This window comes from Paracidovorax citrulli (genome assembly GCF_900100305.1).
GTDB lineage: Bacteria > Pseudomonadota > Gammaproteobacteria > Burkholderiales > Burkholderiaceae_C > Paracidovorax > Paracidovorax citrulli.
Window position 1 is genome coordinate 1 of the sequence record NZ_FNEY01000003.1, and the last position, 13978, is coordinate 13978.

Annotated in this window: 12 protein-coding genes and 1 tRNA gene; 4 read left to right on the forward strand and 9 right to left on the reverse strand. The window is 68.4% G+C overall.

Annotated elements, in window-relative coordinates; genetic code table 11:
- Together BLR99_RS02420 and xopAP are read left to right on the forward strand one after the other, a co-directional pair.
- On the forward strand, positions 1-314 hold a 314-nt coding region (locus tag BLR99_RS02420), incomplete at its 5' end, for an integrase core domain-containing protein (protein WP_139160126.1).
- Positions 315-346: 32 nt separating this feature from the next.
- Entirely contained in the window at positions 347-1264 is a 918-nt protein-coding gene (xopAP, locus tag BLR99_RS02425; RefSeq protein WP_233423770.1) for a XopAP family type III secretion system effector, read from the forward strand.
- A 50-nt stretch (positions 1265-1314) separates the two neighbouring features.
- Here xopAP and BLR99_RS02430 read toward each other — a convergent pair whose 3' ends face one another.
- The 3 genes from BLR99_RS02430 to BLR99_RS02440 form a co-directional block, all read right to left on the reverse strand.
- Positions 1315-1650 carry a YnfA family protein gene (locus BLR99_RS02430; RefSeq protein WP_011795934.1) on the reverse strand — a complete coding sequence of 112 codons (336 nt, stop codon included), beginning with the start codon at positions 1648-1650 and terminating at the stop codon, positions 1315-1317.
- A gap of 12 nt (positions 1651-1662) precedes the next feature.
- Positions 1663-4794 carry a bifunctional diguanylate cyclase/phosphodiesterase gene (locus tag BLR99_RS02435; protein ID WP_046060188.1) on the reverse strand — a complete coding sequence of 1044 codons (3132 nt, stop codon included), beginning with the start codon at positions 4792-4794 and terminating at the stop codon, positions 1663-1665.
- Positions 4795-4997: 203 nt separating this feature from the next.
- Positions 4998-6272 (reverse strand): SLC13 family permease, encoded by a 1275-nt coding sequence (locus BLR99_RS02440; protein ID WP_011795936.1) that lies wholly within the window; start codon positions 6270-6272, stop codon positions 4998-5000.
- 245 nt (positions 6273-6517) lie between these two features.
- Here BLR99_RS02440 and BLR99_RS02445 point away from each other — a divergent pair, with 245 nt between their 5' ends.
- Complete coding sequence (locus BLR99_RS02445) at positions 6518-8353, forward strand: ABC transporter ATP-binding protein (protein ID WP_046060279.1); 1836 nt, start codon at positions 6518-6520, stop codon at positions 8351-8353.
- A 50-nt stretch (positions 8354-8403) separates the two neighbouring features.
- Here BLR99_RS02445 and BLR99_RS02450 read toward each other — a convergent pair whose 3' ends face one another.
- Both BLR99_RS02450 and BLR99_RS23335 read right to left on the reverse strand, forming a co-directional pair.
- Entirely contained in the window at positions 8404-8967 is a 564-nt protein-coding gene (locus BLR99_RS02450) for a sugar O-acetyltransferase (RefSeq protein ID WP_011795938.1), read from the reverse strand.
- 99 nt (positions 8968-9066) lie between these two features.
- Complete coding sequence (locus BLR99_RS23335) at positions 9067-9855, reverse strand: hypothetical protein (RefSeq protein WP_228193803.1); 789 nt, start codon at positions 9853-9855, stop codon at positions 9067-9069.
- A 225-nt stretch (positions 9856-10080) separates the two neighbouring features.
- Here BLR99_RS23335 and BLR99_RS02460 point away from each other — a divergent pair, with 225 nt between their 5' ends.
- Complete coding sequence (locus tag BLR99_RS02460) at positions 10081-10239, forward strand: DUF3309 family protein (protein WP_011795940.1); 159 nt, start codon at positions 10081-10083, stop codon at positions 10237-10239.
- 253 nt (positions 10240-10492) lie between these two features.
- On the opposite strand, the gene BLR99_RS02465 is transcribed toward BLR99_RS02460, so the two are convergent.
- The 4 genes from BLR99_RS02465 to pheT form a co-directional block, all read right to left on the reverse strand.
- Positions 10493-10569, reverse strand: a tRNA-Pro gene (locus BLR99_RS02465).
- 28 nt (positions 10570-10597) lie between these two features.
- Positions 10598-10990 carry a MerR family transcriptional regulator gene (locus tag BLR99_RS02470; protein ID WP_017438090.1) on the reverse strand — a complete coding sequence of 131 codons (393 nt, stop codon included), beginning with the start codon at positions 10988-10990 and terminating at the stop codon, positions 10598-10600.
- A 117-nt stretch (positions 10991-11107) separates the two neighbouring features.
- On the reverse strand, positions 11108-11473 hold the full coding sequence (locus BLR99_RS02475) for an integration host factor subunit alpha (RefSeq protein ID WP_017438091.1): 366 nt from the start codon (positions 11471-11473) through the stop codon (positions 11108-11110).
- Positions 11473-13911, reverse strand: coding sequence for a phenylalanine--tRNA ligase subunit beta (pheT, locus tag BLR99_RS02480; RefSeq protein ID WP_017438092.1), 2439 nt, complete (start codon positions 13909-13911; stop codon positions 11473-11475). The genes BLR99_RS02475 and pheT overlap by 1 nt, the downstream gene beginning before the upstream one ends.
- Positions 13912-13978 lie beyond the last annotated feature (67 nt).

The following is a 13978-nucleotide window of genomic DNA, read 5'->3' on the forward strand; positions in this document are numbered from 1 at the left end:
TCGAGCGCGTCATGACCGACAACGGCTCTGGCTACAAAAACGCCTTCCGCGCGGCCTGCGAGGAATTGGGCATCCGCCACATCCGCACGCGGCCCTATACGCCCAAGACCAACGGCAAGGCCGAGCGATTCGTACAGACCAGCCTGCGGGAGTGGGCCTATGCCAGACCCTACGAAAGCTCAGCCCAACGCACGGCTGCCCTGCAGCCCTTCATTGACGGCTACAACTGGTGCCGGCCACACTCCGCGCTCGGCCATCAGCCTCCCATCACACGCATTCCGGGTGTGAACAACCTCGTGAGACTCAACATCTAGGCCAGGCACTGGCCTGCGTCGATCTGCCGACGGTGCCGGCCGAGGGCTCCAATGGCCGTGTTTACATCTCCCCCGCGGCCCTGGAGCGCATGCGGCGCGAAGTGCTCGAATGCATGCGTGTCTTTTCAGGCCATGCCTATACCGAAGATGCCAGCCGTATCCCGTCCGTGGGAGGGCTGGGCTTCGACTCCGCGTGGTCGACGCCTGCGCTGCGGTGCTGGAAAGGCGCCACGCAGAAGGCCGAAGTGCTGGTCCTGGCCTTTTCCGGCACGCGCATGGACGACTGCAAGGATCTGCTCTGCGATTTCAGCAGCCATTGGACGCGGCCGCACCGCAATCCGTTCGGCGATCACCTGCCGGCGCTCGGGGCGGTGGGCATGGGCTGGCAGGGCCGCTGGCATGAAGAGGCACGGGCGTCCCGGGCGCAGGGTCGTACCCTGCGCTCGCTGCTGACCACCAGCGCAGCCGAGGCCCGAAAAACGGGGCGGATGCTGTCTGTGTCGGTGACGGGGCACAGCCTGGGTGCGGCGGTCGCCATTCTCGCGGGAGTGGACATCGCCAATTTCCTGCGGCACAAGGAAATCGACGGCCAGGTGAGTACCTGTGTGTTCAATCCGCCCCGGATCGCACCGGACGGGATCGAGGAGAGATTCCAGGAGGCGCTGGAATTGCGCCTGGGCAGCAATCCCGGAATGCGGTTCGCGCTGCGCCAGTTCGTGCGGGAACAGGACCCCATCCAGTCCATGCCGCTGCACATGCACCATCCGGCGTGGCCGCACCCGCAGGGCAGCCGCGTGCAGCGCACGGACCTCGCCCACGGCATGATCGCCACCTGCACCGACAGGCCCGCCAGCCGCTGGAATCCCGCTGTGAATCACGACCTGTCGCCCTGGCAGGAGGCCATCGGCGGCGGCATGTCCCGCAGCGAATTGCGGTCGCTCTTCCGTTGAGGCGCAGCCCGCGGCGACGGCCGCAGCCCGGCGGGCCGGAATGCCCGGTCTCAGGCCGCGCCGCGGGGCGCGAAAGCGATGATGGCCATGCCCGCCAGGGTCACCGCCGCGCCGGCGAGATCCCAGCGGTCGGGCCGGATGCCGTCCACCGCCCAGAGCCACCCCAGCGCAACGGCGACATACACCCCGCCATAGGCGGCATAGACGCGTCCGGCTGCTGCCGGATGCAGGGTCAGCAGCCAGGCGAACAGGGCCAGGCACGCGGCCCCCGGCACCAGGAGCCAGGCGCTGCGGTCCTGGCGCAGCCACAGCCACGGCAGGTAGCAGCCGGCGATCTCCGCCAGGGCCGTCACGGCGTACAGGAGGAAGGTCTTGAGTTCCACCATGCGCGTGCCGTCTCAGCCCGGTACCGGGGACGCAGCGGACGCGCCGGGCGCGTCCTGCTGCGGGAAGGAAAGAACCAGTTGCTCGAAGTCGTCCGCCCCCACGGGACGGCTCAACAGATACCCTTGCCAGGCGTGGCAATGGTTGCGCTCCAGGAAGGCACGCTGCGCTTCCGTCTCCACGCCCTCGGCGATGACCCGCAGTCCCAGGCTGGTCCCCAGGGCCACGATGGTCCGGGCGATGGACGCGTCGTTCGGGTCCGTGAGCACATCGCGCACGAAACTCTGGTCGATCTTGAGTTCGTCCAGCGGCAGGCGCTTGAGATAGGCCAGCGATGAATAGCCGGTGCCGAAGTCGTCCAGCGAGAAGCCCACGCCATAGGCCCGCAGCTGCTGCATTTTCTGGATGGTGTCCTCCAGGTCCTGCTGCAGCAGGCTTTCGGTCATTTCGAGTTTCAGCCGGCGACCCTCCGCGCTCGTGCCTGCCAGCGCCGCGAGCACCTGCCCGACGAAACCACCCTGGTGGAACTGCCGTGCGCTCACATTCACCGACAGGCTGATGCGGGACAGCACCGGGTGGCGCGACCATTGGGCCAGCCGCTCGCAGGCCGTGCGCAGCACCCATTCCCCGAGGGGAAGGATGAGGCCTGTTTCTTCCGCCAGGGGAATGAACTCGCCGGGCGAAACGAAGCCGCGTGCCGGATGGCGCCAGCGCAGCAATGCCTCGGCGCCGACGATGCGGCCGTGGTTCACCTGGGGCTGGTAGAACAGTTCGAAGTCGCCACGGCCCAGGCCTTCCCGCAGGTCCGTTTCCAGCGCAGCGCGCGCCGCCACCGAAGCCTGCATTTGCGGATCGTAGAACCGCAGCGCATTGCGGCCGCTGGCCTTGGCCTGGTACATGGCCAGATCCGTGCGCTGCAGCAGCTCGTCCACCGTCTCACGCGCTCCCTGGAACACGGTCACCCCCATGCTCAGCGTCGTATGGTGGGGTTCGCCCTCCAGCGTGAACGGATGGCGCATCGCGGCCAGGATCTTTTGTCCCATATCCTCCGCCCGGGCGGCGGCGCCCTGCGGACTCTGCCCCAGGTCTTCGAGCACCACGACGAACTCGTCGCCCCCGTGGCGCGCGACCGTGTCCTCGTTCTGCACGCAGCCGCGCAGGCGCTGCGCCACCTGGCGCAGGAGCATGTCGCCACGCTCGTGCCCCTGGGTTTCGTTGAGCGTCTTGAAATTGTCCAGATCCAGCATGAGCACCGCGCCGCACCGGCCGCGCCGTACGCTGGCGGCCAGCGCCTGCTGCAACCGGTCCACCAGCAGCCGCCGATTGGGAAGCTGGGTCAGGGGATCGTAGTAGGCCAGATAGTGGATCTCCTCCTCCGCGGCCTTGTGCTGGCTCAGGTCCACCATCGTGATGAGGCAGGCGCCGTCCAGCAGCACCCCTGCCATGTCCACCGTGCGCACGGAGCCGTCGCCGCAGGTGATGGCGTATTCCCGAGACGCGAGCGTGCCGTCGCCAGCCAGCGCGGCGGCGCAGGCCGCTTCCCAATCGGCCACGGCCTGCTCGCGGCGCGGGGCATCCGGGATGACCCTATGCCACCACTCGCGCACCGTGGCGGGCGCCGCGTCGGCATGGCGGCAGATCTGTTCGAAGCGTTCGTTGCGGAAGCTCAGTGTTCCATCGCGAGCGACAAGGCACACGCCGACCGGCAACCGGTACAGGATCTGCCGCAGCCGCGCTTCGCTGTCGTGCTGCGCCGCTTCCATCCGCTTGCGATCGCTGATGTCCTGCACCACGGCGATATGCTGGGCCGGTTGCCCGCGTCCATGGCGCATCGTCGCGATGCGCAGTTCCGCCCAGACCATCTCTCCGTCCTTGCGGCGATAGCGCTTCTCGTAGCGGTACTCCTGCTGCACGCCCGTGGCGATGCGGTCGATCGCGGCCTCGCTCTCGGCCTGGTCGTCCTGATGGGTGACGTCGCGCACCGTGAGTGCCAGCAGCTCTTGCGGCGCGTAGCCCAGGATCTCGCAGAAACGCGCATTCGCTCGCACGAAGCGCCGGGTGGCGGTATCCACCTGGGCCACTCCCACGGCCGCCTGGTCGAACAGGGTCTGGAAAGGATCCTTCCGGGCAGCGGCGCGCCAGCGCCAGGATGCCGCCAGGAGCAGCAGCAGCAATGCCGCCATCGTGCCGCCCGCTGCGGCCAACCAGGGCACCGCACGCTCGGCGGGCGACAGGAAGCTGCCTTCAGAAACGAAAGTCAGCTTCCACCGCCGGTCGTAGATCTGCAATTCGCGCTCGTAGCGATGCGGACCGGACGCCGTGGCGGGCAGCTCCAGCATCGTGGTGACGCCGAGAGGCGGAGTTCCGCGCACCGAACCGACGTCCTGCACCGCCAATGCCAGCCCTGCGAGGCGTCCTTCCCCGCCCAGCGCGCTGACGAGGTCATGGAACCGTATCGCGGCCGCCACGGAACCGACATAGCGCTGACCGTCCCCCGCCGCATCGGTGAACACCGGCAGGCGCAGGCTGAACGCGGCCGGATGCTCGGCGGCCTGCCGCATGTCGTAGGGTGCGGATGCGATGGCGCTGCCGCTGTCGCGGCTGTAGCGCACGGATTCCATGGTGGCCGGCACGGCACCCATGTCCAGTCCCAGCACCCCCATGTTGCCCGACCGCGGCCACACGTAGTCCGCGACGTAGTAGTCCGGGCGATCGCCCTCCGGGCGGATGGCGAACTGCGGCATGCCGTCGGCGGCCAAAGAGGAGTCGGCCCGCACCGACGCTTCGAACGCGGCCTTGTCGGCATGCAGCACGTAGCGCGTGAACGCCAGGTTGACGATGCCCGCGTACTGGGGCCAGAGCCGGAGTTCGCGCAGCGCGTTGTCGAACTCGGCACGGGTCAGGCGAGGGTTCGCAACGAAGAGCCCGCGCACGCCCGTGAGCAGCCCGAGGTAGCGACCCACGTGGTTCTCCAGCGCGGTGGTGGCCGCAGCGGCTTCGCGCTCGAAACGCTCCTGGGCAACAGCGTCCACGGATATCCGCTGCCATTGCCAGATTCCGGCCCCCACGCCCAGGGCCAGCAGCGCCGCGGAAATGCCCAGCCACGGGAACCGTACGGGCAGGCGCGAAGCGAAGGGCGAAGGCATGGGCGGCAGAGAACGGAACACGCGTGGAACGCGTGAATGCGGCACAGCGGGGTGGAATGAAACGTCTGAGGATAGCTTCAACGGCACGCCGTTTTTGCGAGCTGGAGCCGTTTAGGCTTTTTTGTAACAATCATGCGCCCTACCTCCATAGCTTTCATCAGCACCTGCCGTGCGCAGGAGGTTCCTCGGCGGGGCAGGAGACGTCACAGGCCGGCAGCCGACATGCCCATCAGCACCAGGAGCGCCGCCGCGAGCGCGGGAGGCATCACCCAGGTGCCGAACTTCAGGAACTGCACCGCGCTCACCTCGATGCCTTCACGCCGCAACGCCGCCAGCCACAGGAGGGTCGCGAGCGAGCCGGTGATGGAGAGATTGGGGCCGAGATCGACACCGATGAGCGCGGCGGCACGCAGCGGCTCTGCGGCATGGGCAGCCTCCAGCGCGGCACCGGCCAGCAGGCCGGCGGGCAGGTTGTTCACCAGGTTGGCGCCGAAACCCAGCAGCGCCCCGAGCGCCGGACCCGCAGCCAGGGGCGCGGCCGCCGCGGCCCCGGCCAGCATGCGGGCCAGGTGCCCCACCACCCCGGTGACTTCCAGCGCTTGCACGAAGACGAACAGCCCGGCCACCAGCGGCAGTACACCCCAGGACACCGACTTCAGCACCGGCCCCACCTGGTGCCCGCAGCCCGCGCGCAGCAGTACCAGTGTGAGCAGCGCCGCCCCCAGCGTCGGAGCTCCCAGCGGAATCCGCCACCAGGCGCACCCCACGAGCACCACCGCCGACACGGCGAGTCCTGCAGCCGCCAGGCGACCGCCGGCGCCGAGCGGGCGGGCGGGCACCTCGGCGGCCACGGGCCGGGCGATGTCCTGCCGGACACGCCATTTCAGTACCCAGTAGGTGCAGCCGATCGCCGCGACGGACGGCAGGCCGAACAGCGCCAGCCAATGGGGCAGCGACGGCATCCGCCCACCGCCCCAAAGAACCAGGTTGGCCGGATTGGAAATCGGCAGCAGAAAGCTGGCCGCGTTGGCCACGAAGGCGCAGATCAGCAGGTAGGGCAACGGGGCCGCCCCCACGGTCCGAGCCACGGCGATCACGGCCGGCGTGAGGACGACGGCCGTGGCATCGTTGGACAGCGTCGCGGTCACGAGCGTGCCGACCCCGAAAACCCATGCGAAGAGGCGCTCGCCGGAGCCTCGCGCCCGGCGTGCCGCCTCGACGGCCAGCCAGTCGAACACCCCTTCGCGGCGTGCCATTTCCGACAGCAGCATCATGCCTGCCAGGAACAGATACACGTCGTGCCCACGCAGCACACCCTTCCATGCCTCCGCCCAGGGCAGCATGCCGGACACGGCGAGCACGAGGGCACCGCCCACGGCCCACACGGCCTCGGGAATGCGCGCGGGCCGCAGGATGACGGCGGCGGTGGCGACGGCGATCACGCCCCAGGTCCACCCGGGATGGGCGATTGTCAGCATGGAAAGCGGTTCCTTTCTGTGCGCGGCCAGGACAGCCCCGGCGCGCGCTGTTGTATGGTTCTCTCTCGCAGGGGCGGTGCCGCCTGCCGGACGCGGATTCTAGGGAACGCGGCAGTGGCCATCGCCGGGAATGGCCCCTGCAGCCCAGAACGCGACCTTGGCCTACACGGCGCCGATTGACCCCTCCCGCATGTGTGGCGCGCAGCCCACCTACCATTGCGGCCTGACCAGGAGTGAGCCTGCCCGTGTTCCAGTACTTCGAAAACCGCGTCCCCCCCTACCCCTCCACCGAACCCACCCTGCCACCCAAGGGCTTCATGGCTTTCGTGTGGGCCTGCACGCAAGGCCTGCGAGGCCATGTGATGGCGATGGCGGGGCTGTCGGCGGCCATCGCCGTCTATGAGGCGCTCCTGTTCTCGGTCCTCGGCCACCTGGTGGACTGGTTGTCCGGCACGGCGCCCGACAGCCTCTGGACGGGGCACCGGGGGGCGCTGTGGCTGATCGCGGGCCTCATGGTGGCCAGCATCGGCCTCGTGGTCCTGCAGACGAGCGTGAAGCACCAGGTGCTCGCCATCAATTTCCCGCTGCGGCTGCGCTGGAACTTCCACCGCCTCATGCTCGGCCAGAGCATGTCCTTCTATGCGGACGAATTCGCCGGCCGCATCACCACCAAGATCATGCAGACGGCGCTGGCCGTGCGCGACATGATCTTCACGACCACCGATGTGGTGATCGGTATGGGCGTCTATCTGGTCACCATCCTTGCGCTGGCCGCCGGCTTCGACGCCCGGCTGCTCGTGCCTTTCGCGCTGTGGGTGCTGTGCTACGCCGCCGCCTGCTGGTACTTCGTGCCCCGGCTGGGCAAGGTGGGCAAGGCGCAGGCCGATGCCCGTTCCGTGATGACCGGCCGCATCACCGACGCCTACACCAACATCGCCACGGTCAAGCTGTTCTCCCACACCCGGCGCGAAGCGGAATTCGCCCGCGCGGCCATGGACGCGTTCAAGCACACGGGCTATGCGCAGATGCGTCTCGTGAGCACCTTCGAGATCGTCAACCACGTGCTGGTCGTGGCCATGATCCTGGGAGCCTGCGGCACGGCGCTGTGGCTCTGGTCCATGGGCCAGGTGGGCGCGGGCGCGGTGGCGGCCGTCACGGCCATGGCGCTGCGGGTATCGGGCCATGCGCACTGGGTCATGTGGGAAGTGACCACGCTGTTCGAGAGCGTCGGCACCATCCAGGACGGCATCAACACCCTCACCCGCCCCCGCACCGTCGTGGACGCACCGGACGCCCGCCCCCTGGCGGTGACGCGCGGCGAGGTGACGTTCGAGGGCGTCACCTTCGGCTACCAGCCGGACCGTCCGGTGATCGACGACCTGCACCTGACCATCCGGCCCGGCGAACGCATCGGCCTGATCGGACGCTCCGGCGCGGGCAAGTCCACGCTGGTGAACCTGCTGCTGCGCTTCCACGACGTGCAGGCCGGCCGCGTACTGATCGATGGCCAGGACATCGCCCACGTGACCCAGGACAGTCTTCGCCAGTCCATCGGCATGGTCACGCAGGACACCTCCCTGCTGCACCGCTCGATGCGCGACAACATCCTCTACGGCCGCCCCGATGCCACGGACGCGCAGATGCACGAGGCTGCCGAACGCGCGAAAGCCGCCGCCTTCATCGAGCAGCTCACCGACCTGCAGGGCCGCAGCGGCTACGACGCCCAGGTGGGCGAGCGCGGCGTGAAGCTGTCGGGCGGCCAGCGCCAGCGCGTGGCCATCGCCCGGGTCATGCTGAAGGACGCGCCCATCCTGCTGCTGGACGAAGCCACCAGTGCGCTGGATTCGGAAGTGGAAGCCGCCATCCAGCAAAGCCTGGACACCCTGATGCGCGGCAAGACCGTCATCGCCATTGCCCACCGGCTCTCCACCATCGCGGCGCTGGACCGGCTCATCGTGCTCGACGCGGGTCGCATCGTCGAGCAGGGCACGCATGCCGAGCTGCTGGCCCATGGCGGCGTGTACGCCCGGCTGTGGGCGCACCAGAGTGGCGGATTCCTGGGAGAGCCGGACGGCACCTGACCGCCGGCCGCAAGGCGCATACGCCGGCCCGCGGCTTCGTGGCGCCCCTCTCAGCGGGAGCGCAGCGGCCGCGCGGGATTGCCACCCACGGTGGCCCCGGCCGCCACATCGCGCGTGACGACGCTGCCTGCACCGATCACCGCACCATCTCCCACCGTCACGCCAGGCAGCAGGATCGCCCCTCCGCCGATCCAGACGTCTCGGCCGATGCGCACCGGACGGCCCGACTCGAGCCCGGTGGCGCGGGTGGCTGCGTCCCGGGGGTGGTCTGCCGCGTAGATCTGCACGCCGGGCCCGATCTGTGTTCCGTCGCCGATGCGCACTTCCACCACGTCGAGGATCACGCAATTGAAATTCAGGAATACGCCCGATCCCAGGTGGATGTTGAAACCGTAGTCGCAATGGAACGGCGGCCGCACCGCCGTGCCTTCGCCGACGGAACCCAGGCCCTCCACCAGGAGCATGTGCCGCCCGCGAGCATCCAGGCCCGCGTGGGCCGCCATGTCGTTGTACCGGGCCATCCAGCGGCGCGCGGCCGCCATGTCGGCCTGCAGTTCAGGATCTCCGGCATGGTAGAGCTCGCCGGCCAGCATTTTCTGTTTTTCGGTCGCCATGGCGCATTGTGGCCGGCCCTGGAGGGCCCCGCCTGTCGGAAATAGGCCTGATCGCGGACCGCGGCACCAGTGCCTCGCGTTACCAACTGACGGCCTGGGTCAGGTGACCAGATCGGCCACCGCCTTGGCCATCGACTTGATCGCTTTGGCCAGGCCCTCGACACTCTTGATGGAGAATTCGTTGAGCGAGGCCTGCATCTGTGCGCGCACGGATGCTTCGGTGAGCGCATTCTGGTTCGCCATCTGCTGTTCCTGCGCCGTGATGGCCTTGCGTGTGGATCCGTCTGCACGGGGCGGTTCATCTTCGCCGTCTTCCGCATCGTCGTCCCCATGGCCGAAATGCGGATGGGACGGCGTCGGCGGGACGTGAGGCATGGAGAACGCCGGCCCGCCAGCATGCGGCACGCCACCGTCCGCTTTGGGTGGCATGTCCGTGTCCATGTCCGTGTGCCCATGGGATTCGCTGCTGGACGGCTTGTGGGTTTCGGGCACCTCGCCAGCCCCGCCATGCGAGGGCGGCGTTGCATGCAGCGTCGATGCCGCCGCGGTACGAACCTGCTCAGGCGACAAAGCCGTTGCGCTTTCGGCAGCCTTGTCCCCATGGGGGGGCGTCGCCGCAGCCGGCGCATCTGCCGAGTCATACGACGTGCGCTGTCGCTTGACCGGCGAACTGGCCCCCGTGCTGGAAGGGCTTGCGCGCAATTCGCCGCGCGGTGGCAGTGCCTCGAGCCCGGCGCTGGATGCGCTGCGCTTGCGCGCCGACAGCCCCACTGGAGTGTCCGGGCCCTTGCGCGATTCGGGCGGCGGTGGCTGCGGCGATGGCGCCTGAGACAGCGGCTGGCGCAGGGCCGGTAAGGGAGAGGAAAGAGCGCCGGTGCGTGCGTTCATGGGATGGCGGCAATGAGTCTGGATTGCGCGCCAGTATGCGAGGCCCGGCGCATCGCGGGCGCGGGCGCAGCGAAGCCGGCCCCATGGATGCGAAAGGGCGCCGTCTTCCGTGGTGGCGTCGATTCCCTCCTACGCCCGTGAGCGCTTCCGACCTGCCGCCCGCCCCCCTGCCCCCTTCAACAATGCCTCACACCATCTCTCCACCACATACGGAAGGGCAACACCATGTCGATCTCCCTCATCCTGCTCATCATCCTGATCCTCATCCTGATCGGTGTGCTGCCGACCTGGGGCCACAGCCGCTCCTGGGGCTACGGGCCCAGCGGCGGCGTGGGCCTGGTCGTGGTGATCCTGCTCATCCTGCTGCTGATGGGACGTATCTGACAGCCCGAGGCACTCCGGGCCCCTGCAGGAGGCCGCAATCAAAAAGGCCCGGTGCGTTGCACCGGGCCTTTTTTTGCAGAGGCCGGGGCTGCCGCGCCACGGAGGAGCGCCCTATGCCCGGGTCGGCCTGGGCCGCAGGCAGGACGCGGCCACGATGCATGAAGATGGAGCCAGCCACCCTGAAGCGCGACATGCAGCGAGCCGCCAAAGAAAAAAGGCCCAGCTTCTTTCAAAGCTGGGCCTCTCACATCAATGGTCGGCGTGGCGGGATTCGAACTCGCGACCCCTTGCACCCCATGCAAGTGCGCTACCAGGCTGCGCTACACGCCGACAAGACTTAGATTATATAGGCAAAAAATCAGTGGTCGGACAAAAATGCACGAATTTCCAATAATTCTTTGCGCACCCCCTCCAGGGACAGGCCGCCGCGCTCCGCCAGGGCACCCGCGCTCCCCGTCGCCGACAACGCATCCCCCTCGTCGCCTTCTCCGTGGCTGTCCACTTCCTGCAGGCGGTTGCGCGCCCCGCTGATCGTGAAGCCCTGGTCGTACAGGAGTTCGCGGATGCGGCGGATCATCAGCACCTCGTGGTGCTGGTAATACCTGCGGTTGCCCCTGCGCTTCATGGGGCGCAGTTGTGTGAACTCCTGCTCCCAGTACCGCAGCACGTGGGGCTTGACTCCGCACAGCTCGGCGACTTCGCCGATGGTGAAGTACCTTTTCGCGGGAATGGAAGGAAGCGGCGTGCCCATGGGAGTGCGCAGAGGGTAAAGGCGGACGGCGGGAAGGGTACTGCAGGGCCGGGGAACGCGCCAGCGGCTCGGGCAAGTGCCGGCCGAAAGGTGCCACGTGCCCCGTCCCCGCCCTCGTCAGGCAGCGGACGACCCGCCGCTCTGGATCTGTTCCTTCAGCTTGGTGCTGGCGTGGAAGGTGACCACCCGGCGTGCCTGGATCGGAATGGCTTCCCCCGTGCGAGGGTTGCGCCCCGGGCGTGGTGCCTTGGTGCGGATCTGGAAATTCCCGAAACCGGAAATCTTGACGTCCTGCCCGTCCACCAGGCGCTGCGCGATCAGGTCGAAGAACGCATCGATCATGTCCTTGGACTCGCGCTTGTTCAGGCCGATCTGGTCGAACAGCAGTTCCGCGAGCTGCGCCTTGGTCAGCGCAGGCGTCTCCAGGCTCTCCACGGCCAGCTCCATCATGTCCGAGCCTTTGGAAGTGTGGGTCAAGGTCATCACCGCAGTCGCGCCCCCAATTGCTGCTCCAGCTGCCGCAACACTGCCTGGAGCGATTCGTCGATCTCCGCATCGGTGAGCGCCGTCACGCCGTCGCCCAGCGCCAGCCGCACCGCGAAGCTTTTCTCCCCGGCGGCAAAGCCGGCCACGGGCTCGCCGTCCTTGCCGCGCTTGGGCCGGAAGACGTCGAAGAGCACCGCCGAGCGCAGGCGCGTGGCGGGCAGCGCGCTGCCGATCACGCGCATCACGTCCGCATGGGTCGTCTGCTCGGACACGACGATGGCGATGTCGCGCTCCACGGCCTGCTGCTTGCCCACCGCGGCGAACCGCGGGACATCGCGCGCCAGCACCGCATCCAGTTCGAGTTCGAACAGCACCGGAGCCTGGGCGAAGTCCCACTGCTGGCGCCACTTGGGATGGAGTTCGCCGATGAAGCCGATGCCGCGCCCTTCCAGCAGCACGCGCGCGCAACGCCCGGGGTGCATCGCCGGGTGCTCGGCGGGCTCGAACACGGGCTTGCGCGGAGCGAGCAGCGCTTCCACGTCGCCCTTCACGTCGAAGAAGTCCACCGCATCGTCCTTGCGGCTCCACTGCAGCACATCCCCTGCCCCGTAGGCCGCGCCCGCGACACGCATAGGCTGGTGGAAACCTTCGACCGTGGTGTCGGAGCCGGCCACGCCCGCATCGCGCAGGAAAACCCGGCCCAGCTCGAACACGCGCACCCGGGGTGCCTTGCGGTCGAGGTTGAACTTCAGCACCTGCAGCAGCGATCCGAGCAGCGACGAGCGCATGACGCTCATCTGGCTGGCGATGGGATTCAGCAGCCGGATGGGCTCCGCATTGCCCGCGAGGTCACGCTCCCATTGCTCTTCCACGAAGCTGAAATTGATGGTTTCCTGGTAGCCGAGGGCCGCCAGCTCCCGGCGCACGGCGAATGCGCTGCGGCGGTTCTCGCGCCGCAGCTTGGGCGTGATCGGCGCGAGGGGCGGCGTCTCGGGCAACTGGCCGTAACCCACGATGCGCACCACTTCCTCGATCAGGTCTTCCTCGATCGCGATGTCGAAACGATAGGACGGCGGCGTGACCGTGAGGCGGCCGTCGCCCTCTTCCGGCTGCAATCCGAGCTTGCGCAACGCATCGGCGCACTGCGCCAGCGTGAGCGGCATGCCGATCACCTTCGCGGCGCGCTCGACCCGCAGCGTCACCGGCCGGGCCTGCGGCAGGTTAGGCGCCTGGTCATCGATCGGGCCGCAGACCGTCTCGGGCGTACCGCAGATCTCCAGCACCAGTTGCGTGATGCGCTCGATGTGCTCCACCGTCAACCGAGGGTCCACGCCGCGTTCGAAGCGGTGGCCCGCATCGGTGGAGAAGTTGAAGCGGCGCGACCGGCCTGCCACCGCCTTGGGCCACCAGAAGGCCGCCTCGATGTAGATGTGGCGCGTGTCGTCCGACACCGCGGTGGCGTCCCCGCCCATGATGCCGGCCAGCGATTCCACCTGCCGTTCGTCGGCGATCACGCCGACCTGGCCATCGACATCGACCGTGGCACCATTGAGCAGCTTCAGCGACTCGCCTTCGCGGCCCCAGCGCACGTCCAGCCCGCCATGGATCTTCTCCAGATCGAAGATGTGCGAAGGCCGGCCGAGTTCGAACATCACATAGTTGGAGATGTCCACCAGCGGCGACACGCCGCGCTGGCCGCAGCGCGCGAGCCGGTCCAGCATCCAGCGCGGCGTGGACGCCTTCGCGTTGATGTGGCGCACCACGCGGCCGGAGAAACGCCCGCACAGGTCCGGTGCGCCGATCTTCACGGGCAGCACGTCGGCGCTGCCCACCGGAGCCGCAGTGAACGCGGGCTCGCGCAGCGGCGCGCCCGTCAGCGCCGAGACTTCGCGCGCGATGCCGTACACGCTCAGGGCGTGGGCCAGGTTGGGCGTGAGCTTGAGCGTGAACAGCGTGTCGTCGAGCGCGAGGTACTGGCGGATGTCCTGCCCCACCGGCGCATCCGCCGGCAGCTCGAACAGACCTTCATGGTCTTCCGAGAGTTTGAGTTCGCGCGCGGAGCAGAGCATGCCCTGGCTCTCCACGCCGCGGAGCTTGCCCACCTTGATGGCGAAGGGTTTGCCATCCTCGCCCGGGGGCAATTCGGCGCCCACCGTGGCGCAGGGCACCTTGATGCCCACGCGCGCGTTGGCCGCGCCGCAGACGATGTTCAGCAGCGCGGGCTGGCCGACATCGACCTGGCATACCCGCAGCCGGTCGGCATTGGGATGCTGCACCGCCTCCTTGATCTCGCCCACCACCACGCCATGGAACGGGGGCGCGACGGGGGACAGGTCCTCCACCTCCAGGCCTGCCATGGTGAGGGTTTCGGCCAGCTCTGCCGTGGACAGGGGCGGGTTGCAGAATTCGCGCAGCCAGGATTCAGGAAATTGCATAGTCGGTTCAAAAGGAACGGCCGGCGCCGCGGGGGCCGGGCCCGCGCGGCGAAGTCGAAAAGGGGTT